The following is a 21,575-nucleotide window of genomic DNA, read 5'->3' on the forward strand; positions in this document are numbered from 1 at the left end:
AGTAGGGGATGGAAAACGCCCCACCGATTAAAGTTTCACTTTATATTTAGAGGAGGTTTTGCAATGACATGGATGAATGTAGTAGCCATGCTTGTATGGACTGGAGCGAGTGCAGTACTTTTATTTGCAATTATGTGGGTTGATTCAATTTTTACAAAATACAATGATTTAAAAGAAATAAAAAATGGGAATACAGCTGTAACAACTCGTTTCGTCATGAAATTATTTGCACAAGGGTACATTTTATCTCAATCAATAACAAAAGCGAATGACTTATGGCAAGCACTACTTGCTTCAGCAGTTTCTTTCGTTATTTTATTAGTGGTAGAAATGTTTATTGAATTTGTGCTAAAGAAAATGTCTGGTTTAGATTTAGAAGAAGGTACGAAAGAAGGCAGTGTTGCGCATGCGATGTTAGCTGGATCATTACATATTGTCGGTGCACTTATTTTAGGCGCTTGTTTATAAAGAGAAAAGGAGGGGGTAGATTGTGAGCTTATTTAAACGAATTAAAAATATAATGAAAAGTCCAGAGCCGCCGAAGCCTGAAAAGAGTCTTTTAACGTTAGCTCCTGGCGATATGATTGAAGTTTCATTAGTCATGTACGAATTAACTGGAAAAACGAGCATGCATTCTCGTAAGGAAATTGTTTTAACACTGCAAGATGGGAAAGATATTCGTTATTTGAAAATTGAAGATCGTGAAAATACGTATTACAAATTATATACACCAATTGATGGTCGTTTAGATTCAATTGATGAAGTTCCGACGACAATTGAAATGGATGATACTGAGTACCATATGGAAGAGCAATATAACGGACGTGTTGTTGTAATGGGGAAAACACCATTCGCTGCTTCAGAAGAACAGTACGTATGGGAATTTCAATCTGATAACCGAAAATTATTACGTATTGAATGGCAAAATGGTCGCACAATGATGTATGAGGGAGAAGCAATCATTCCTGCTGATGTACAAATTATAAGAGCAACGTAAGGGGGCGTAATCATGTCAAACCGATTGTTTACCATGATTAAATCGTTCGTGATCCCTATACTTGCTATCGTTATTTTACTTGTTGTTGCCGGTTATGCTTTATCAGGCTGTCAAGGCGGGCAGACGAAGTCGATTCAAGACCGTTATCCACTCGAGTCTGTTGCAAAGGAAGGTAAACAAGAATCTTACGTGTATAGGGCCGCCAATCGGTCTGTTCCTGAAGTAGCAAAGGAACTCATTAATGAAAGAGAACCGAAGCAAGCATCTAAAGAAGACGAAAATCAAATGTTCCTCGTTTATTCTGATAAGATTTATAATCTGCAAAAGGATAAAGAGAAACCGTCTGATACGTTAATTGAAATAAGTAATAAAGAGTTTGTCCGTCAAAATTACCAACCATCCTTCTTGCAAGGGTATATTATGGGGAGTATATTAAACGATATATTCGGTTCAAAAAAATCATCATCTGGTGATTATCGAGGATATAATGACAGACAAAATCATAAACCAGTTATTCCGGAAAGGCCACCTACGAAAGAAGAAAAGAAAACCCCGCCTCCAATTACGAAGGAAGGGAAAGGATCTATCATTAAGCGAGGCGATAATGTAGATTCGAAGTCATCAGTAGGTGATAAGGGAAGTATTACTGAAAAAGGAAATAATACGACGCCTCCACCTTCTACCGGAAGCAAAGGGAAAATTACAAAAACACCAGGTGGTTCAAGCGGATTAGATGTGAAGCCGAAATCATCTATTAAAACCCCGCCAAGGAATACATCTCCTCCGAAAACGAGGGTCGGTGGTTCTGGGAAAATTACGAAGAGAAGATAGTATAGAGACCGAAAAGTGTAAATTGCTTTTTGGTCTTTTTTTTTCGTCGTGGAAATTAATTCCTTATAGCTGGTACAATGAAGTTATAAGGAGGAGATTATTATGACTATGTATAAAAGATTTAGTGTAATTATGTTCCTCGTATTATTCTTAAGTTTGTTTATTAGCACAACGATGAAATTTCACTTTGTAGTAGGTATTCTATGGATACTATGCACATGTACTCTTTTTCTATATGTTCCGCTTCGTTTTCAACAAGAAGTGCCGGTTTTTCAAAAGTATGTAGAGTGGATTAAACGAGGGAGCCGGTGGGGCGAGTAAAAATATATCAGCGCTTATTGGAATATATCGACCACAACTCAAAATATATCAGCGATTATTGAAATATATCGACTTACCGACAAAAACTGACAACGATAGCAACTTAATAATAAAACGAGGCTGTGCCAAAATGTTGGCACAGCCTCGTTTTTCATAACGATTAATGAATATCACGTTTCTTGAAATTACCGCCTTTTACTTCTGCTACGTCATAAACTGTAATAAAGGCATTTGGATCGATTTCATTAATAAGATCTTTCATTTTACTTTCTTCTAAACGGTTAATTACACAAGAAATTTCTTTGAATTTCTCTCTTGAATAACCACCGTATACTTCGTTATACGTTGCGCTTCGGCCTAAACGATCGCGAATTGTTTCTACCATTAATTCAGGCTCTTTTGTGATAATTTTAAATGTTTTCGAACCACTTAAACCAACTTCAACGATATGAATCACTTTCGAAGCAATAAAGTAAGCAATTGCCGAAAGAATAGCTCCTTGAAGACCGAATACTGTTGATACGAAAATAAACACGAACATGTTTAAGAATAAAATAAGGTCACTCGTTCCAAAAGGTAACTTGCGAGAAAGTAATACAGCTAGCATATCGATTCCATCTAATGCTCCGCCATTACGTAATGCTAGTCCCATACCAAAACCGATAATAATACCACCAACAACTGTAACTAATAATGTATCGCCTTCAATAATAGTTGGTATTCCGTGCATGACAACGGTACCTATTGCTAATGAAGCAATCCCGATAATGGAATAAATTGCAAAGCTTTTACCGATTTGCTTATATCCTAACCAAACGAAAGGAATGTTAATAACTGCGATTAGAGCCCCTAATGGCAATCCAAATAATCTTGAACTAACGATACTTAAACCAGTTACACCACCGTCGGATACGTTATTTGGAATTAAGACAGCCTCTAATCCGTACGCTGTAATAAATGCCCCAATAATAATCATCAAAGCTTTTGAAGCGATTTTTAGCTTATTGGGCTTGTTTTTGATAGTTTTCTCCATATAATTTCCTCGTTTCAAACTAGTTTCTTGTTTGTTACATCATTCACACCTAAATTTCATTTTAACATTTAATTTGAAAAAATTCTCCTTTAATGGATGTATGGAGGGAATATTATCGCCATGTTATCTTTAAAATATTTTTGAAATGAGTATAAGAAATCCCATCCTTTCAAAGGATGGGATGCTATTAAGAAAATATAAAACTAAGTACTGACATGAATAAAGCGAATCCTAAAATAGCTCCGCAAAACTTCATATGACGTTTACGTCCCATTACGACAATCGCAACGTATTCACGAATCATTGCATTAGGCCAGTAATAAAATGCAGTTTTTGATCCAATTCCTTGGCTATTCAGGCCAGCTTGTCTTGCATATATACCAGCGCGGAAAAGGTGGAAATTATTCGTTGTAAAAATACTTCTATACTTACCTTCAGGTTTTAAAGAATCCATAATTTCTTTAGAGAACGACATATTTTGATATGTGTTTACAGAACGATTTTCTTGCACTGTATGTTCAAGAGGAATTCCTTTTTCAACCGCATAATTTTGCATCGCTTCTGCTTCAGGAAGCCCTTCATCTGGACCTTGTCCACCAGAGAAAATAATTGTTGGTGGTGTATTCACAGCTGCTTGTTTCCAATAAAAGTCGATAGCTTTATTAATGCGGCTTGCAAGTAAAGGTGGTACTTTATCATTAATTAAGCCACTACCGAGAACGATGATGAAATCTTGATTACGTCTAGGTCTGTTGAATTGGTATAGAAAATAAGCACTTAAAAAGTTAGATAAGTGTATAAAGAAATATACGCTTATAAGAGAAATACCTGCAAAAATAGGCTCTAAATGTGATGAGACCAAACTTGCTGGATTTATAATAGGGAGTAACATAAAGAATAACATCCCTAAAGCAGCAAGGAGCGTTAAACAGTTAGTGAACCGTCTTCCTTCTCGCTTCATTAAAATTCTTGCATTAAGAAATAATCCAAACATTAAAGCGATAATACCAAAAGGAAGCATAATGAGGAGTGCTAAAAAAGGTAAAAATATAATGTAACGCAAGACAGCACTATCTGAGTTCAAAGATACGATTACGCAAAAAAGAAGGAAAAAACAGATAAGGGCATTAAATAAAAAGCCGTTTATGATTTTTCGCGGATCTTTTAAATAAGAGATAAGAAAAATAATAAACAAAATAAGAGGAATAATTCCAAAATACAGCATAAATATAGTACACCTCAACTTGTATAAGAATTTGACATATCTTTTATATTACATGATTTCATAAGTGAAAATGAAAGAAAAAGGATTTTGAATTTTCTCAATAAATCATATAGATACATATGTTAAAATGTATGTAAGGCGATATATTAAAAGTAAAATGGTTGAAAAGGCACTCGGTAGAGTGTCTTTTCTTTTTTGTATGTAATTGTGCATATTATATTTATTTTCAAATGAAGAGGATTAAAATATAAGTTGTAGACAGACTTTATAAAGCAGAATTTTGTACAAGCATTTCCCTCTACTTTTTTGTATCTAACAATCGTATAACAATAAATAATTCTGTTTTATAGTGTCTGTTTATGAAAAGTGTCTTCTTTGAGGGCACTTTTTGTTGTTTAGTGGAGATGAGTTTTTACTGTTAACATAGTGGAAACTATCTATACTAAACATTAGCAATCTTCCGTATAAACATTATCAATTTACTATATATTCCAGTGGTGTTAAGTTAAATATGAAAGGCTTTCTTTTTCAAAATATTACCCCTAATAAAATTTTGAAGAAGTCAACTGTCTCCAAACTTGCCATTCATGCTTAGAGAAAAAGCACTCATTTTGAGTGCTTTTTCTTATTGAAACATGCTATTTTTATAGGCGATTTTCATAAAATGAAAGTAAGGAAATGAAAGTAGGTGACAATATGCCGGCAGTTGTTGAAGGTGTTATTATTGAAAACTGCAATGGGACGATTAATTTAGGGGATAAATATAACGTGCAACCGATTGAAAAGACGAAAGCTTATAATGGATCGGGATCATCGAACACTGGATTAAATGTGAGAACATTTAGCGGGATTAGTACAGCAGATGTAAGGGATAATGATGTAAATGACCAAGAGATACAATTTACCTTATAGTGCAATATGTAAAATTGCATAAAATGATGAATTTGCCCTATGATACAATTTAGTTGTGAGCTGTTTGTGATTCTTCTGTATCATAGTTGTTAGATTGAAAGTATAACATCTTATCCTGCTATTTGCGGGCAGTAAGACTCCCACCTCAATTTAGGTAGGGGATCGAATGTCCGGAAATGTCCGATTGGTGTGGGCTAATAATCAGTGGGGGTGAACAAAACCCCCACTGATTATAGTTTCACTTTATCGAAAATCATACGGAAAAAAGACACTTCAAACGAAGTGTCTTTTTTATCTTAGTGATATCCTTTAGCAGAGTCTTTGTGGATTTTATTTTTAAAAATACTGTAGCTCCAAAGTTGATAGCCAATAACAATTGGTACCATAACTATTGCAACGAAGAACATAATTTTTAAGTTTAATTGGCTACCAGCTGCGTTGTATAACGTTGTACTATAGGCGTCGTTAATGCGAGAAGGTAACATTCTTGGGAACATACCCGCAAAGCCAGTTGTCATAAACATTGCGATTGTTAAGCAAACAAATGTAAAGGCAAGGCCGATTTTATGTTTGTACACCATAATAAGTGCGAGTACACTCATTAACATTGCAAGTACTGGAAGAGTAAATAGTACCGGATATTCCGTAAAGTTTTGGAATAAGTTTGTGCGATTTGCAGTTGCTACATAGAAGATAGCTAAAATGATAGCAGCTGCCATTGAAAATGGTCTTGCGATTTTATAAGCACGATCGGATACTTCACCAGTCGTTTTAATCATAACCCAAAGAGCACCAGATACGACGAATATAGCAGTGAAGAACAGACCACCTAAAATACCGTAATGGTTTAGTAAGCTAAGTAAATTTCCTTCATAGCCATTTTTTCCGATTTGTAGTCCGTAATATAGGTTAGCGAATGTAACACCGAATAAAAAAGCGATTAGGAAACTACCAATTGTAAATGCCCATTTACAAGTTTTTTGCCAAATTGGTGAATCATCTTTATGCATAAATTCAAGTCCAGCAGCACGAGCAAATAGTGCAAGTAACACTAAAAATAGTGGTGTGTATAGGTAACTAAACATATTTGCATATGTGATTGGAAAGGCAGCAAATGTTGCGCCACCAGCTGTAATTAACCATACTTCATTACCACCCCAAAATGGACCAATTGCTTCTTGTAATTGATTTCGTTCTTGTCGGTCTTTCGCAACGAATGGGAAAATCATTCCGTTACCGAGTGCGTAGCCATCAAGAATGAAGTAAACTGTCCAAATTACGCCCCATAAACCGAACCAGATGATTGCAAGCATATCATGAGACATGAGCTGTACCTCCTTCAGTAGCAGGTTCTTCTAATGCAGCAGGTCCTTTTTTTGCGAACTTTAGCATTAAGTATACGTCTGCAATTAAAAGTAAAGTATAGAACAATATTAAACTAATTAATGAGAACCAAATTTGTGGAACGGATATAGGTGACACAGATTCTGCTGTACGCATTAGTTTATATACTGTCCACGGTTGACGACCTACTTCAGCGACAACCCAGCCAGCATTAATTGCAATGTACGGAAGTAAGGCAGACCACATTGTAATTTTTAAATAACGGTTTGATTTTTCTAGTTTTCCTTTTCGGTTTAAATAGAAGCCGTACCAAGTTAATGCCATAAAGAACATGCCAAGTGCGACCATTAAGCGGAAGCTATAGTACACGAGGTTAACGTTTGGACGATCTTCTTTCGGAATATCTTTTAAACCAACAATTTCTCCATCAAATGAGTTTGTATAGAAGAAACTTCCGAGTTTTGGAATTGTAAGTAGTTCAAAGTTCTTTTCATTTTTTACATCAGGAATTTGAATGATTGAGAAACCTTGTCCTTTTCCAGTTTCCCAAACTGCTTCCATCGCAGCTCCTTTAGCAGGTTGATATTTAGCTGCCGATACACCAGATTGATGTCCCATAAACGGTGTAATAGTTGCGGCGAATAAGCCTAACATTAAACCAAACTTAAATGATTTTTTGAAGAATTCCACTTCGTTTTTACGTAGCAAGTGATAGGCACTAATGGCCATAACGAAGAAAGCACCAACGATATAACAACTAATTACAGTATGGAAGAACATGTTCCAAGCATATGGATTTGTAACAAGTGCCCAGAAATCATTTAATTCAGCGCGGCCGTTACGTACTACATAGCCAACAGGATTTTGCATAAAGCCGTTTGCTGTAATAATCCAAAGTGCGGAAATATTTGTTCCAAGTGCAACCATCCACATACAGAAGGCACGGAACTTTGGTGAAATTTTGTCTTTACCGAATAACCATATTCCCATGAACGTAGATTCTAAGAAGAAGGCAACGAGTGCTTCGATTGCGAGAGGGGATCCGAAAATATCTCCCATATATTTGGAGTACTCAGACCAGTTTGTTCCAAATTGGAATTCCATCGTAATCCCGGTTATAATCCCCATTACGAAGTTAATTGTAAATAATTTACCCCAGAAATTTGCCATTTTGCGGTATGTTGGATTCAATGTGCGGGCGTATTGAGTTTCCATACATGCTACTAAAATAACAAGTCCGATTGTTAAAGGTACAAATAAAAAGTGATAAAAAATAGTAATTGCAAATTGAAAACGACTTAGTAACAGAACGTCGGACATAATAAATATTCACTCCTTTTTTACATTATCTACAATCAGTTTATAGTGAAAATACGTTTAAAGTATGTGAGACTTGTTACAAAGGTGTGTGTATATTTTGAAAGAATTATGTCGGTTATCTGAAAATATCTCATTTTTACTATAATGCAATATCCTTTTTGAGTTTTTCAAATTTTGGTACACTACATATGTAATGTAAATGAGAGAAAAGAGGGTTCTGTACTATGAAGTCATTAGAAGAGATTTTACAATACAATGAAAAATTTGTTGAAGAGAAAAAATACGAAGAGTATGAAACAGGAAAATTTCCAAATAAAAAAATGGTAATTATCTCTTGTATGGATACTCGTCTTGTTGAATTATTACCGAAAGCGATGAATATGCGTAACGGTGATGTGAAAATTATTAAAGTAGCAGGCGCTGTTATCTCCCATCCATTCGGAAGTATTATGCGTAGTATTTTAGTTGCTGTATATGAACTTGGTGCCGATGAAGTTTGTGTAGTTGGTCACCATGATTGCGGTATGGCAAAAATACAAGCAAGCAGTACAATTGAGAAGATGAAAGAGCGCGGTATAACAAATGAGAAATTAGATACACTTCGTTATTCTGGAATCGATTTAGAAAGATTCCTACAAGGGTTCTCTAGTGTAGAAGAAAGTGTAGAACATAGCGTATCAATACTTCGCAACCATCCATTACTTCCAGAAGAAGTACCTGTTCACGGTCTTGTTATAGATCCTGATACAGGAAAATTAGATTTAGTTGTGAATGGTTACGACAATTAAGAATTTACTTTGTCATCCTTTTTATCTGGGACAGGATCAAATCCTCCCGGGTGGAAAGGGTGACATTTTAATATACGCGTACAAGTAAGCCAAAAGCCTTTGAGTGCGCCATGTTTTTGAAACGCCTCTAATCCGTAATGAGAACAAGTCGGATAAAAGCGGCACGTTGGCGGCGTCACCGGAGAAATGAATTTTTGATAAAAGCGTATAATCCCAATAAAAATCTGTTTCATAATGGTCTCCTTTTCAGCATATTCTTAAAGTATTATAGCACGACTGTACATAATACTTTACTAATGTGAATTTCCGTTATATCATATTGGATATAACGGAATTAAATTAAAAGCGGGAGAGATGTTGTATGCCATCAGTAGAAAGCTTTGAATTAGATCATACGATTGTAAAGGCACCTTATGTAAGACATTGCGGAGTTCACAACGTAGGTAGTGACGGTATTGTAAATAAATTCGATATTCGTTTTTGCCAACCGAATAAACAAGCAATGAAACCAGATGTTATTCATACGTTAGAGCATTTATTAGCATTTAATTTACGTAAATATATTGATCGTTATCCGCATTTTGATATTATCGATATTTCACCAATGGGTTGCCAAACAGGATATTATCTTGTTGTAAGCGGAACACCAACAGTTCGTGAAATCATTGATTTATTAGAACTAACATTAAAAGATGCGGTTCAAATTACAGAAATTCCAGCTGCAAACGAAACACAATGTGGCCAAGCGAAGCTTCACGATTTAGAAGGAGCACAACGCTTAATGAACTTCTGGTTAAGCCAAGATAAAGACGAACTTGAAAAAGTATTTGGATAAAGAAAAACTGCCTGTGAAAAGGCAGTTTTTTTATTTGTAAAAGAGAAAAGTAAAGGTTGTATAGAAAAACAACGAGTTTCACTTATGAGCATTTTTAAGAAATGAAAGGCAGTAGGTGATTGGAAATTACATGTTATCTTTAGTGAAAGTAATTCGATATTACAATGAAGAGCATAAGACTAGAAACGAAAAAATGCGAGATACCCATTGATTTTCTTCCGGATTTCAGTTCATTAATTCCTAGAAGAATAAAGAAACAACTGAGAGCAAATTGCATGTACGGGAGAAGTGTGAAGTTGTCGGTAGCAAGAGAATAAGTGCAAAGAGAGAATGTGAGAAGCATGAAAAAATAGCGTAATCCAGTTAGCATTGTATACCTCCTTTAAAGAGACTATTTATCGAAATATTTCTGAGAAGCCAAGAAATAAAGCACCAGCTCCTGCTAACAGAGCAAGTATACTACCACCTTTTTGCTGTTTTAAGATTTCCTCTATACTAATAACGAAAGCCATCATCCCTAAAAAGATGAACATATAAGGCATAATTTCTCTATTACTAGTAAAGAAACTATAGATTGCTATACATAAAGCAATAAGTGAAAAAGTAATTCGCAATCCTTTTAGCATACATGTATCCCCTTTATTTTATATAGCTAATGATAAGAACAATCCAAATGAAAGCACCGGCAACAATACAAATGAATCCTGTTCCTGAATCCTTCTTTTTTATTTGTTCCATTGCAATGAGGAACATGAGAGCTCCTAATAAAAATTGTGAAAGTGGTAGAAAGTTATTTTGACCTGTATAGAGCCCGATTATCGACATTATGATCACAGTGAGTGCGATTGCAATGCGAAGTACACGAAGCATATTATGAATCCTCCTTATTATTTTTTGTATAAGGATTATCTTCTGGTTTATCAACGGAATGTTTGTATGCATAGCCTTTATTAATCGTCATGACGGAGAGTACTAGTATGAATAGGACGATTATGATACCGATAATTAATATTTTGAACATGAAATCCCTCCTTTTCTTTATTTTACATAATTTTGTAATTGATGAAAACAATAGAAACTAAAAGGATGAAAGAAGGGTGTTACATGGAGAAGAAAAAAACATATTATATATCAATAGGTAATGGTCAAATTTCACAAGTGAAGACGGCAGATACGTACAATTTTGAAGTTTACGCAAATGATGAGGAAATTACGGAGTTAAGAGCGTACTTTGATCAAGCATATGTAGAGGATTTAGGTTCATTTGTACGGTCTCACGTTCCATTTGTTGAATATCATCACGATTCAAATAATGATCGATATGATGAACAACTACAAAAAGCATATAAAATGATTTACGAATTAGGAAATCATGAGACGAAAGAATTAGTCGAACAAATGGGAATAATCAATAGATTGTAATTGGATAATATTATGCAGAAAAGCGAGAATATGCTACAATTTGTGGTAGGAAAAACTTGTAACCATCAATAGGGGAGTAATGGCATGTACAAATTTAAAGATTATTACCACAACACTGTACAATTATCGTTTGAACGTTATCCATTTTCTCCTGAGCCAAAGCATGTTTGGGTTGTATGCCGGTACGGGGATCAATGGTTATTAACGCATCATTTACGTCGCGGTCTTGAATTTCCAGGTGGTAAAGTAGAACTAGGGGAAACACCGGAAGAAGCGGCGGTTCGAGAAGTTCATGAAGAAACCGGCGGCATAGTTTCGGATTTAACTTACTTAGGACAATATAAAGTATCTGGAAAAGACAAAATAATCATTAAAAACATTTATTTTGCAACAATTAGTGCGGTAGAAGAACATACGCATTACGAAGAAACGAAAGGGTCTGTTTTATTAAAAGACATTCCTGATAACATTAAAACTGATAGAAAATTTAGCTTTATTATGCGCGACGATGTATTAGCGCGTACGATGAAACATATAGAAGAAATCGGCTGTTTTACGAAGTAAAATGGCCGGTTTCTTTTTTTGTTCGAGAATGTAAATATATCTTTATATAATTTTGGGTATATTATACAATTTTGTAAAGATGTATTTACATTTTAGGAGGAGAAGATGGATAAAAGAAAAGAAACGACTGTTACTGTTTCGATGGTTAAATTAAATATCTATTCATTTTTTATAATATTCGCTCTAGCGATTGGAATTAGTTTTTTACATGCGCTTTTTTCAGGCGGGTTTCAAGTTGAAATTACATTGCCCGTTATGTTTCTTTTAATTATTGGAATGATTGTTCTCATTTGTATTCATGAAGCGATACATTTAATAGGGTTTCGTTATATCGGAGGTGTTCCGTGGAGTGAACTAACATGGGGTGTCAATTGGAAATTAGGTGTAGCATATGCTCATTCTAAACAGGTGATTACAGTAAAGCAAATGAAGAAAGTTTTAATGTTGCCATTTTTACCGACTGGAATTTTACCAATTGTATTAGGATTAGCCATGAATCTGGAGCCACTTTCATTTTTAGGTGTTCTACTAACAGCAAGTTGTATTGGTGACATTGCTCTATATCAAAAAGTTTCAAAATTTCCAGATGATGCACTAGTAAAAGATCATCCGAGTAAACCGCAGTTTACAGTTTATGAACAATAAAGGAAGAGGAGGCGTTTTTGAATAACGGCCTCCTCTTTTTGGCGGTAAATCGCTTATATAATTTATTTACTATTATCTTGTTTTTATCTCTACCTCTAAAAATGAAAGAACATCTAATAAATCATCTATCACACGTGAATGCTCGAAGTCACCCCAAAATAAATCTCTCTTCCAAACGCCAAGAATTCCTACTTGTTCAGAACCGAGCGCGTCGTTTTCTGGATGATCTCCAACGTAAAGACATTCTTCGGCTTTTACATTCAGCTTTTGTAAAGCACGTTTGAAAATTTCAGGATGAGGTTTTTTGATTCCTTCCGCTTCTGAAACGAGAATTGTATTTGTATACGTATGTATGTTTAATGCTTGAAGGTTGCTCATTTGAAATTCAGTAAAGCCGTTTGTAATTATACCAATTTTAATGTTTAGCTGTTTTAATTGTTGAAGTAGTTCATGCATGTTTGGGAAAGGAATACAATGATGTCGGAAGTTTGTAATGTAGTCGTGCAACAGTTGCTCTGGCGTTAAAGTGGTAATGTTGTATTCGCAAAGGAGAGTGGAATATACCTTATCTTTCCACGTGTAACCATTATTATCGAGCTCGAGAAAACGAGAGCAATACTCGAATTTTTCTATGTTTATCAAATGAAAGGCGAAACGATTATATTGATCACGAATAAATTGCTCTAGAGATTGGCGACGATCTAATAGTGTTCCATCTAAGTCAAATAAGACTGCTCGAATCATGGGAAACCTCCATACAGTTTTTATAATTAATTATCGCATATTCGTTAAAAAATGATTATGATATTTTTGTAGAATGGAATAATGGAGGGGCGTATGAAAAAACTGTATGGCAAGTTAGTGTGTTTTATGATTTCAACGGGCTTAGTAGCTGGATGCGATATGTCGGAGCAAACTTCAAAAAGAGAGAAAAAAGATGCGTGCGAAACGACAGAAGAATGTGCACAAATAGGTGATAAGACGCTTCAAAAGGTATATAAAAAAATAGATGGACTTTCAGAACTTGAAGTACTAGAGGATTATGATTTAGAAGGAAATTCAAGTAATGATATGAAAGAAGCGGAAATGAAAAAAGAGGATGATGAAAATTATTTCTTTTTAGCTTCTTATTATATTGATGGTGATGAAATTGTAGATCCGTATTTCGATAAACTAGATCGGAAACGATTGAATAAGGCGTTCGCAGAAGATAAAGAAGCGAAAGAAGAGATACTAAAACAACGTCAAGATAAAGAGTATCATCAATCATTATGGGAGATGTATAGCACTCTTATTCCAGCTAAGTATCGCACTGACATAAAAGAGTTTGACATGGTAACAGATGGTTACGACGGAATTGTCGCCCACGTTATGCCGAGTGTAGAGTATCCGAAAGAGTGGACCCTTAGTTTAGATACGCTTGATTCTGCAGTAAATATTGATCAAGTGATGAAAACATTAATACATGAGACAGCCCACGTATTAACACTCGGACATAAACAAATATCAGTAAATGAAAAATACTTAAAGGCTTTTGAAGAAGAAAAAGATATTTCATCATACCAAAATAAATGTAAATCTCTTTTCTTGCAAGAAGGATGTGCGAAGGAGAGCTCTTATATAAATCAATTCCATAATTTGTTCTGGAAACCAATTGAGCAGGAGTGGACAGAAAAGAAAGTGGAAGAAAGCGAAGAAGCTCAAATTGAATTTTTTAAAGAGAAACAAAATGAGTTTGTTTCTCTTTACGGGACGACAAATGTAGCAGAAGACATTGCAGATACATTTACAGCGTTTATTTTACAAGATTCAAAAAAGGTGGAAGAAGGAACGGAGTTAAAATATAAAAAAATTGCGTTTTTCTATCAGTTCCCTGAGCTTGTAAAAATGAGAGCGGAAGTGTTAGCTGGATTATATGATGTTTCAAAAACGATAGAGTAACCAATTGGACACGAATGTGAGCTATGTATCCGATATATTTTAGCCAAGAGAAAACGTGAAGAATTTTAGTTCTTTACGTTTTTTATGTTGAGAAAGTTGAAAATTCTGTCTTTTTTAAAAAAGAAGAAGGAACTAGTGCTATAAAAGAGAATTAGTATAAAAATGTCACAATTTAGACACAATTATAATGCGCGTGTTGTAGGGACTATAAGTTTACTCTCGAGGAGGTAATGAAACGTATGAAAACGATTCTTGCTGTTGCTGGTCTCATTTGGGTAATGTCTCACGGTTTTCCGATTTTTGAAGGGGAGCAAATTCGTAGTGCACTAAATAAAAAGTTCAACGATTATCATGTAATAGATCGAAAAGATAATGTCGTTACAGTACGTGTGAAAGACTGTTTCCATACAGTTACGGTTGCTGATGGAAATGTTACAAATGAAACAAAAATGTGTGATAAAAGGTAAAAGAAAGAAGCTGACTCTAGCATATCGTTTTGAGTCAGCTTCTTTTTCGTTTTCCGATTAGAAGTTTTTCAAATGCTTCTACAAACACATACATCAGTGTTGCGAGAACACATGTGAGTAGCACACTCAGTAAGACGAGTGTGAAGTTAAAGACTTGGAATCCATAGCTAATTAAGTAGCCAAGTCCTTGTTTAGAAACGAGAAGCTCACCGAAAATAACACCGACCCATGATAATCCAACATTCACTTTTAGCGTTGAAATAATTGCAGGGAACGATGAGGGGAGTATAACTTGCTTATAGCATTGCCATTTATTTGCGCCAAATGTGTCCATTACTTTTATATAGTTAGAATCGACTTCTTGAAATGCGCTGTAAATAACGAGAATGGTAATGATGATGGAAATGATTACGCCCATTGCAATAGACGATGAAATATTAGGACCGAAGGTTACAATGATAATAGGGCCGAGTGCGACTTTGGGCATTGCATTTAGGACGACGAGATATGGATCAAGAACGCGAGCTAAAAGTGGTATCCACCAAAGGAACGTGGCAATAATAGCCCCGAGTACTGTTCCAAGAATGAAGCCTACTCCTGTTTCAAGTAGCGTCGTCCATATATGAATCCAAAGCGAACCGTCAATCCACTTGCTAAGAAAGAGCTCCCAAATACTCGACGGAGAGCTAAAGAGTAAAGGATCGATCCATTCGTTTTTGCTAGCTATTTCCCATAATGCAAAGAAAAGAATGAGCAGTAAAAGTTGTAGCGAGCGAGCAATCCATGCACGCCTGCGTTCTTTCTTTCGAAATTGTTCATGTAGCTGTTTTATATTATCCAAGGCGCTCCAGCTCCTTCCATATGTCTCGGAAAAGGGCTGGAAAGTCGTAGTGATGGCGCGATTCTAACGGTGATAAGGAGCGAATACTTTCTGGGACGACGAACGTTTTTGCAATTTTCCCAGGATTCGCTTGTAGTAAATAAATACGATCACTCATCGCAATTGCTTCTTCAATATCATGTGTCACGAGTAAAGATGTTTTTTTAAAGTTACGTAATAATGTGAAGACGAGATCCTCTAGTTTTAACTTTGTTTGATAATCGAGAGCGGAAAATGGTTCATCTAACAATAAAATTTTTGGATCAGTCGCTAATGTTCGAACGAGTGCAGCGCGTTGACGCATACCACCGGACAATTCACGAGGATATTGCTGTTCTACATCATGCAAACCGACTTGTTTTAAAAGCTTTAAAGTATGTTCTTTCGTTCGTTCATCATAAATCTTTCGAATATGAAGTCCAAGCATAATATTTTCTTCAATTGTTTTCCACGGAAACAAGTAATCTTGCTGGAGCATATAACCCATAGATGGACTTTTTGTTGTAATTGGTTCACCATCTAAAAATATGATGCCTTCAATTGGATCAAGTAGACCGGCGATAATCGAGAGAAGCGTTGTTTTCCCGCAACCACTTGGACCGAGTATAGAAATAAATTCTCCTTCTTCCACTTGTAAACTCATATCTTCGAGAATTAGTTTGGCGTTCTCTTTTGCGAAAAAGCAGTGAGAAACGTTACGTATTTGTAAAAAACTCATACACTTCGCCTCTATTTCTTAATAACGCTTTCGGCAATTTTCGTATTGACGAGCGCTTCATGTGGGACTTCTTTTTGTAATTCACCAGCGTCTTTCATAATAGTTTGGAGCTGTTTCCATTCTTCCGCATCTAATAGCGGATTTGTCGCATAAGAATGTTGCTTTTTATACCGTTCAATTACTTTTACTGTAATGTCTTTTGAAGTGTCTTTAAATAACGGAGAAACGGCATCAGCGATCTCTTCGGGACTATGTGTATCAACCCATTGCTGCGCTTTATAGAGCGCACGTGTGAACTTTTCAGCAGCAGTTTTATCTTTCTTTAAGAAACTTTCTCTTGCCATGAACGATGTATAAGGAACAGTACCAGATTCATTTCCGAACGAAGCGACGATATAACCTTTACCTTCTTTTTCGAATATACTTGCAGTCGGTTCAAAGAGCTGTACAAATTCTCCCGTACCAGACGCGTAGGCATTTGCAATATTAGCAAACTCGATGTTTTGAATTAAGTTCGTATCTTTGTGAGGATCAATGCCATTTTTCTTTAAAACGTATTCTCCAACCATTTGCGGCATGCCGCCTTTACGCTGACCTAAAAACGTAACACCTTTTACGTCATTCCAATTAAAAGAATCTAGCTTTTTACGTGAAACTAAAAATGTCCCATCTGTTTGTGTAAGCTGTGCGAAGTTAATAACAGGGTCTTTTGCTCCTTGTTGATGAACGTAAATAGACGTTTCAGAACCGACAAGAGCAATATCAATTCCACCAGATAATAGGGCGGTCATCGTCTTATCTCCGCCAGCTGTTGTTTGTAGGTCAATATTTAGTCCTTCATCTTTAAAAAAACCTTTTTCAATCCCAACATATAACGGTGCATAGAAAAGAGAATGGGTAACTTCGCCGACGCGAATGTTTTGAGTTTGATCTTTTGGCCCTTCTTTTTTACTACTACAAGCAGCAAAAGTGAAAACAGTTAGTAACATGATGCAAAAAACAGCTATTAATTTTTTCACTATATAACACCTCCTAGAAGTCACTCTACAAGCATGATATGTAGGTAAGTGCCCATATGTGAGTATAGATAGCAGGAATTTTTTGAGTGATAAAGAAGTACAAATATAAGGGGTGATAAAATGAAGTACGAATATGATGATAGCGTACATTTACATCTTGATTATTTCGGAACAGAATGTGATATGGAATCGATTGCTTATAAGAGGAAGAATGAAGACGTGTGGGATGTGTATTTTAATTTTGGAGTATACGGTATTCAGAAAGACGATGTAGAGTTAGGAAGGTTTATGGACGAATATGCTGGTCATTACGTTTTTTCTGTACATGCTCGTGATTTAAGCTGGGAATTTGGAAGTGCTCAGTTTGAGGAGTGGGTTTTGAAGAACCATATCGTCGAAAAAGCGCTACAAAAATAGGAAGGAATTTCGTGATTGAATTTCTCATTTTAGTATTCATTTTCGTAGTTGGATTTTTTATTATACAATTGCTCATTTACCGATTTGCAAAGAAAAACATTCAAAAATATACAAAAATGAAATGGGTTCATATGTGGCTACATATGCATATGGAAAAAGGTCCGAGATTAGATTTTTTTGATTTTGTATTTATAGTGATCGTATGTATTATATGGAAAGTATGGATATTTTCTTTTATATAATAAATATGCTAATGTCTGTTAGAATGAAGGAGAACCTGTCACTGTTGACAGGTTTTTTTCTTAGAGGAATATTTTGATAAAGCATAGTTCATATTATGCTAGTAATATAGAGACGAAGAATTTTTATCCTAATTGGTGCGGGCTGGACAACCCCAATCTGATTAAAGTTTCACTTTATTTTTAAGAGGAAATTAAGGATACATGTGTATAATATAAACAGATAGGGAGACTAACTACACACAAATATGGTATTTTGTATAGGACAATATGTTTGCTAATGCGAGGCAAGGGGTAAAGGAAAGAGGGAATAAATTGCGTTTTAATGTTTTAACACAACAACGAAGAAGAGATGAATTTCATTTTAGTTTTTCGGCCCAACAACCGAAAAAAAACCTATTAACTTCAATCATTCTTAGTGGAATGTGGGCAATTTGTTTAGAAACATTGTTTTTTGTAATACTAAAATCTTTCGAATTCGAGAAAACTAAAGAATTTTTTAATGAGAAAATGCAAATCAGTATGCTAATTATTGTTTTGTGGGGCGTACTACTATACGCCATTCATTTAAATAAAAGTGTTAGTTATAAGTTTAGACCGGTTATTCGAGGGTATATTTTCTTGTTTTTAATAGCCCACACAGTGAATTGGATGTACATCATGATGCAGGAGAATATGAACCTTTTATTAGTTAATAACTGGGTTTATGAGCGATACGGACAGTATATGTTAAGCTTATTATTTATTTATATGATATATGTCTTTGTGTACAGTTTGCTCGGACGAATATTTTTGAGTGTCACGATAACAAGTTTGGTGCTAATTATTTTTGGGATTGTGAACCATTTTAAAATCATTTTTAGAGGAGATCCATTCTATCCGTCTGATTTCACACAGATTACTCAAATGCAGTCTGTTATACCAATGGTTATGGAATATTTCAGTTGGTGGAATATATTCCTAGTAATAGTTGGTATTGTTTTGCTTGTATATTTAGTTATTTATATAAGGAAGCATATTCCAGTTATAAAACCTCATATTATTACGAGAATTATTTTAATATGTGGCTCTACGTTTATGGTGTATGCATATAGTAATTATCCTAATACATTTATGAGTAATGTATTGCAAAAATATGGGGTAACCTTCGTGGCTTGGAATCAAAATGTAAACTATGGTGATAATGGTTTTGTTTTAGGATTTGTCAGTAACTTAGACACAACTGTCATTGAGAAGCCAGAAGAATATTCAAAAGAAACTATGATACAAATTTCAAATAATATAAAGAAACAATATGAAAGCAATGTAGGGAAAAAAGAGAAGATAGAGAAACCAAATATTATATTTTTCATGAGTGAGGCTTTTTGGGATCCAACAAAGCTAGTGAATCTTTCATTTAGCGAAGATCCATTGGCGAATTTACATCACTATATTGAGAATTTTCCGGGTGGACAAACAATAGCTCCTGTATTCGGGGGAAGCACAGCGAATACAGAATTTGAAGCGTTAACGAGCTATTCAATGAGCTTTTTAAAGCCGGGTTCTGTACCATATCAACAAGCAGTGGCGGGGCAGAAAGAAATTCCATCTATCGCAAGTGAGTTGAAAAACCATGGATATTATACGAATGCAATTCATGCTTATGGAAGATCGTTTTATAAGCGGGATGATGTATATAATGTTTTTGGATTTGATAATTTCAATGCAGAAGATACAATGAAAAACGTAGAGGTAGATGGAGATTATATTAGCGATATATCTATTAGTAAAGAAATAATAGAGGAATTGAATAAGAGAAAGCAACCTACGTTTATTCATGCAGTTACGATGCAAAATCATTTTCCATTCAATCCAGGAAGGTTTGAAGAAAAGCAAATAGAAATTAGCGGATTAACAGATGAGGGATCGAAAGCAGAATTAGAAACATATACTGAGGGTGTACGGCGTTCTGATGAGGCTCTTAAATATTTAATAGAACAAATTCAAGAGCTAGAAAGACCTACTATATTGGTTTTCTTTGGGGATCACTTACCGGTATTAGGGACAAATAAAGCTATCTATAAAGAAGCTGGATATATTGAGAATGAAGAAACTATAAATGAAAGATTAGCAATGGCAGAAACGCCATTATTAATGTATGCAAATTTTGATATACCAAATGACAATTTAGGTTTAGTAAGTCCAATTTATTTTTCAAATCTTGTTTTTGATTACGCAGGATTAAATAAATCACCATTTTATCAATTTTTATCGGAGTTACATGAAGAAATACCAGTGCTTAGAGATGAATTAAAAGTTGATAAAAATGGCGAAGAGATTAAAGACTTAACAAAGAAACAAAAAGAAATGTTAGAGCAATATAAAATGATTCAATATGATTTACTCGCTGGAAAGCAGTATAGTAAAGATATACTCTTTAAATAGGGGAAACAAAAAAGGACTTGTATAGGATACAAGTCCTTTTTTCATAGTATTTAACGGGGTAACCAGACAAGCTGGGTTTAGGGAGTATTACTTGTACATTTAGTATAAACAAAAATGTAATCGTTTTATTGATTGATTTGTGAGAAATGTGTGAATTTTATTTTGTGAAAACTTCATTCACTTCAACAAATAACCTATAGGGCATATACTTTCACTTTCTTTGAAAAATAAATTATATTAACGGAAAAATAAGTTGTAATGATATTCGATGGGATAAATTAAAAAAAGAGATGGGAAGATAACAGAATGTATCATTCGTATCGTAGTTATTCTTACTTACGAATGGGCCGGTTTAATTGGGTAAACAAAAAAGATAGTTAATAAAAAAGAATTTGCTGTAAGGAAACTATGAATTTAAAAATTTTATAAGTTCTGCATTTAATTCATCTGCTTGGTCGATTGGAGAGCCGTGACCACTATTTGTAAGAGCATGTAGTTGAGCGTTTTTAATCCGTTTTTGCGTGAGTTCAGCGCTCTTGTATGGAATCAGTTGGTCGTGAACGCCGTGGAATATTTTTGTTGGAACGTTAATTTTACTTAAGTCTTTCGTTACGTCTTCGTTTGCAGCTGCTTGCAAAATTTTGATGAGAGCATAGGAAGCGGATTGCATACCGAGATAAGAAAACCATTCAAGGGTTGCAGCTCCTAAGTTTCTATTGAAAAATGATAAAGATACATCACTTAAAAATTTTGGTAAATTTACATACATTTGATGAATGAGGGTATCTGCTTGTTCTTTTGGTACACCGTAAGGGGACTCTTGATTTTTCACGAAAGAAGGAGAGACGGCATCAATTAATGCGAGCTTAGAAATACGACTCCCATTGTAGCGAGACATATAGCGAATAGAAAGAGCACCGCCGACTGAAAAACCGACTAACGTAGCATTTTCTACTTGGAGTGCTTCCAGAACAATTGCAATATCATCAGCTAATCGGTCATACGTGTAACCAGTCCATGGCTTATCAGATTGCCCATTTCCGCGTATATCCATGGCGATGCAGCGAAAGCCGTGCTCCGGTAAAACATTGAGTTGATATTGATACATTTGATGATTTAAAGGCCAGCCATGGACGAAAAAAACAGTTTTACTACCGGGACCGGGATTAACGTCTTGCACAAAAATATGAACATCTTTCTCGACCGTAACAAACATGAAGTATCCCCCTTATG

28 protein-coding genes are annotated in these 21,575 nt (G+C 35.0%); 15 read left to right on the forward strand and 13 right to left on the reverse strand.

What is annotated here, in order from left to right; translation table 11 throughout:
• The first annotated feature begins 63 nt into the window (after positions 1-63).
• From ACS2MN_RS26980 to ACS2MN_RS26995, 4 genes are all read left to right on the forward strand, one after another.
• Positions 64-468, forward strand: coding sequence for a DUF350 domain-containing protein (locus ACS2MN_RS26980; protein ID WP_000220091.1), 405 nt, complete (start codon positions 64-66; stop codon positions 466-468).
• 22 nt (positions 469-490) lie between these two features.
• The gene (locus tag ACS2MN_RS26985) at positions 491-997 is read left to right on the forward strand and encodes a DUF4178 domain-containing protein (protein ID WP_000051752.1); all 507 of its coding nucleotides are present in this window, start codon (positions 491-493) and stop codon (positions 995-997) included.
• 12 nt (positions 998-1,009) lie between these two features.
• Positions 1,010-1,828 carry a DUF4247 domain-containing protein gene (locus ACS2MN_RS26990; RefSeq protein WP_346994441.1) on the forward strand — a complete coding sequence of 273 codons (819 nt, stop codon included), beginning with the start codon at positions 1,010-1,012 and terminating at the stop codon, positions 1,826-1,828.
• A gap of 102 nt (positions 1,829-1,930) precedes the next feature.
• Positions 1,931-2,149, forward strand: coding sequence for a hypothetical protein (locus ACS2MN_RS26995; RefSeq protein WP_000180099.1), 219 nt, complete (start codon positions 1,931-1,933; stop codon positions 2,147-2,149).
• Positions 2,150-2,309: 160 nt separating this feature from the next.
• Here the strand turns inward: ACS2MN_RS26995 and ACS2MN_RS27000 are convergent, their stop codons facing one another.
• A complete protein-coding gene (locus ACS2MN_RS27000; RefSeq protein WP_000415908.1) occupies positions 2,310-3,182 on the reverse strand; it encodes a YitT family protein in 873 nt (290 codons plus the stop codon).
• Between the two features lie 187 nt (positions 3,183-3,369).
• Positions 3,370-4,407, reverse strand: a complete 1,038-nt coding sequence (locus ACS2MN_RS27005) for a YdcF family protein (RefSeq protein ID WP_346994440.1) — start codon at positions 4,405-4,407, stop codon at positions 3,370-3,372.
• Between the two features lie 678 nt (positions 4,408-5,085).
• On the opposite strand from ACS2MN_RS27005, the gene ACS2MN_RS27010 reads away from it, so the two are divergent.
• Complete coding sequence (locus ACS2MN_RS27010; protein ID WP_002039815.1) at positions 5,086-5,319, forward strand: spore germination protein; 234 nt, start codon at positions 5,086-5,088, stop codon at positions 5,317-5,319.
• Positions 5,320-5,615: 296 nt separating this feature from the next.
• On the opposite strand, the gene cydB is transcribed toward ACS2MN_RS27010, so the two are convergent.
• Positions 5,616-6,644: a cytochrome d ubiquinol oxidase subunit II gene (gene cydB / locus ACS2MN_RS27015; protein WP_000017647.1), complete on the reverse strand. Its 1,029-nt coding sequence runs from the start codon at positions 6,642-6,644 to the stop codon at positions 5,616-5,618.
• Positions 6,634-7,983, reverse strand: a complete 1,350-nt coding sequence (cydA, locus tag ACS2MN_RS27020; RefSeq protein WP_346994439.1) for a cytochrome ubiquinol oxidase subunit I — start codon at positions 7,981-7,983, stop codon at positions 6,634-6,636. Before cydA ends, cydB begins: the two co-directional genes overlap by 11 nt.
• A 224-nt stretch (positions 7,984-8,207) precedes the next feature.
• Here cydA and ACS2MN_RS27025 point away from each other — a divergent pair, with 224 nt between their 5' ends.
• On the forward strand, positions 8,208-8,771 hold the full coding sequence (locus tag ACS2MN_RS27025) for a beta-class carbonic anhydrase (RefSeq protein ID WP_000838168.1): 564 nt from the start codon (positions 8,208-8,210) through the stop codon (positions 8,769-8,771).
• Here ACS2MN_RS27025 and yidD read toward each other — a convergent pair.
• Complete coding sequence (gene yidD, locus ACS2MN_RS27030; RefSeq protein ID WP_000809336.1) at positions 8,768-9,004, reverse strand: membrane protein insertion efficiency factor YidD; 237 nt, start codon at positions 9,002-9,004, stop codon at positions 8,768-8,770. The two genes, ACS2MN_RS27025 and yidD, sit on opposite strands and share 4 nt — an antisense overlap.
• 128 nt (positions 9,005-9,132) lie before the next feature.
• Between yidD and luxS the strand changes: the two genes are divergently transcribed.
• On the forward strand, positions 9,133-9,606 hold the full coding sequence (gene luxS / locus ACS2MN_RS27035; protein ID WP_001141371.1) for an S-ribosylhomocysteine lyase LuxS: 474 nt from the start codon (positions 9,133-9,135) through the stop codon (positions 9,604-9,606).
• Positions 9,607-10,001: 395 nt separating this feature from the next.
• Here luxS and ACS2MN_RS27040 read toward each other — a convergent pair whose 3' ends face one another.
• From ACS2MN_RS27040 to ytzI, 3 genes are read right to left on the reverse strand one after another with little or no spacing between them, the layout of a single operon-like run.
• Positions 10,002-10,232 carry a DUF3953 domain-containing protein gene (locus ACS2MN_RS27040; RefSeq protein ID WP_000911975.1) on the reverse strand — a complete coding sequence of 77 codons (231 nt, stop codon included), beginning with the start codon at positions 10,230-10,232 and terminating at the stop codon, positions 10,002-10,004.
• Between the two features lie 13 nt (positions 10,233-10,245).
• Complete coding sequence (locus tag ACS2MN_RS27045; RefSeq protein ID WP_000946673.1) at positions 10,246-10,476, reverse strand: DUF3953 domain-containing protein; 231 nt, start codon at positions 10,474-10,476, stop codon at positions 10,246-10,248.
• 1 nt (position 10,477) lies between these two features.
• Entirely contained in the window at positions 10,478-10,627 is a 150-nt protein-coding gene (gene ytzI / locus ACS2MN_RS27050; protein WP_438894801.1) for a YtzI protein, read from the reverse strand.
• Between the two features lie 83 nt (positions 10,628-10,710).
• Between ytzI and ACS2MN_RS27055 the strand changes: the two genes are divergently transcribed.
• The 3 genes from ACS2MN_RS27055 to ACS2MN_RS27065 all read left to right on the forward strand — a co-directional run bounded on the left by ACS2MN_RS27055 (position 10,711) and on the right by ACS2MN_RS27065 (position 12,237).
• Positions 10,711-11,028, forward strand: coding sequence for a hydrolase (locus ACS2MN_RS27055; protein WP_346994438.1), 318 nt, complete (start codon positions 10,711-10,713; stop codon positions 11,026-11,028).
• Positions 11,029-11,112: 84 nt separating this feature from the next.
• Positions 11,113-11,592, forward strand: coding sequence for an antimutator 8-oxo-(dGTP/GTP)ase (mutTA, locus tag ACS2MN_RS27060; protein WP_000276384.1), 480 nt, complete (start codon positions 11,113-11,115; stop codon positions 11,590-11,592).
• Between the two features lie 105 nt (positions 11,593-11,697).
• Positions 11,698-12,237 (forward strand): DUF3267 domain-containing protein, encoded by a 540-nt coding sequence (locus tag ACS2MN_RS27065; protein WP_000361298.1) that lies wholly within the window; start codon positions 11,698-11,700, stop codon positions 12,235-12,237.
• A 72-nt stretch (positions 12,238-12,309) separates the two neighbouring features.
• On the opposite strand, the gene ACS2MN_RS27070 is transcribed toward ACS2MN_RS27065, so the two are convergent.
• Entirely contained in the window at positions 12,310-12,981 is a 672-nt protein-coding gene (locus ACS2MN_RS27070; RefSeq protein WP_087950969.1) for an HAD family hydrolase, read from the reverse strand.
• Positions 12,982-13,074: 93 nt separating this feature from the next.
• On the opposite strand from ACS2MN_RS27070, the gene ACS2MN_RS27075 reads away from it, so the two are divergent.
• Positions 13,075-14,178, forward strand: coding sequence for a hypothetical protein (locus ACS2MN_RS27075; protein ID WP_000737834.1), 1,104 nt, complete (start codon positions 13,075-13,077; stop codon positions 14,176-14,178).
• Between the two features lie 239 nt (positions 14,179-14,417).
• Complete coding sequence (locus ACS2MN_RS27080; RefSeq protein ID WP_000849116.1) at positions 14,418-14,645, forward strand: hypothetical protein; 228 nt, start codon at positions 14,418-14,420, stop codon at positions 14,643-14,645.
• A gap of 34 nt (positions 14,646-14,679) precedes the next feature.
• Here the strand turns inward: ACS2MN_RS27080 and ACS2MN_RS27085 are convergent, their stop codons facing one another.
• Genes ACS2MN_RS27085 through ACS2MN_RS27095 form a run of 3 tightly spaced genes read right to left on the reverse strand, consistent with a single transcriptional unit; the run spans position 14,680 to position 17,262 of the window.
• Positions 14,680-15,486: an ABC transporter permease gene (locus tag ACS2MN_RS27085; RefSeq protein WP_098805868.1), complete on the reverse strand. Its 807-nt coding sequence runs from the start codon at positions 15,484-15,486 to the stop codon at positions 14,680-14,682.
• Positions 15,479-16,243: an ABC transporter ATP-binding protein gene (locus ACS2MN_RS27090; RefSeq protein ID WP_000009037.1), complete on the reverse strand. Its 765-nt coding sequence runs from the start codon at positions 16,241-16,243 to the stop codon at positions 15,479-15,481. Before ACS2MN_RS27090 ends, ACS2MN_RS27085 begins: the two co-directional genes overlap by 8 nt.
• 11 nt (positions 16,244-16,254) lie before the next feature.
• On the reverse strand, positions 16,255-17,262 hold the full coding sequence (locus tag ACS2MN_RS27095; protein ID WP_000733218.1) for an ABC transporter substrate-binding protein: 1,008 nt from the start codon (positions 17,260-17,262) through the stop codon (positions 16,255-16,257).
• A gap of 120 nt (positions 17,263-17,382) precedes the next feature.
• Between ACS2MN_RS27095 and ACS2MN_RS27100 the strand changes: the two genes are divergently transcribed.
• The 3 genes from ACS2MN_RS27100 (at position 17,383) to ACS2MN_RS27110 (ending at position 20,342) form a co-directional block, all read left to right on the forward strand.
• Positions 17,383-17,679, forward strand: a complete 297-nt coding sequence (locus ACS2MN_RS27100) for a DUF3986 family protein (protein WP_000873106.1) — start codon at positions 17,383-17,385, stop codon at positions 17,677-17,679.
• An 11-nt stretch (positions 17,680-17,690) separates the two neighbouring features.
• Entirely contained in the window at positions 17,691-17,921 is a 231-nt protein-coding gene (locus ACS2MN_RS27105) for a hypothetical protein (protein ID WP_098805869.1), read from the forward strand.
• A 267-nt stretch (positions 17,922-18,188) separates the two neighbouring features.
• Positions 18,189-20,342 (forward strand): LTA synthase family protein, encoded by a 2,154-nt coding sequence (locus tag ACS2MN_RS27110; RefSeq protein ID WP_142344992.1) that lies wholly within the window; start codon positions 18,189-18,191, stop codon positions 20,340-20,342.
• A 406-nt stretch (positions 20,343-20,748) separates the two neighbouring features.
• On the opposite strand, the gene ACS2MN_RS27115 is transcribed toward ACS2MN_RS27110, so the two are convergent.
• Entirely contained in the window at positions 20,749-21,558 is an 810-nt protein-coding gene (locus tag ACS2MN_RS27115; protein ID WP_000498283.1) for an alpha/beta fold hydrolase, read from the reverse strand.
• Positions 21,559-21,575 lie beyond the last annotated feature (17 nt).

The organism is Bacillus cereus group sp. BceL062 (genome assembly GCF_051780025.1).
Taxonomy (GTDB): Bacteria; Bacillota; Bacilli; order Bacillales; family Bacillaceae_G; genus Bacillus_A; species Bacillus_A toyonensis.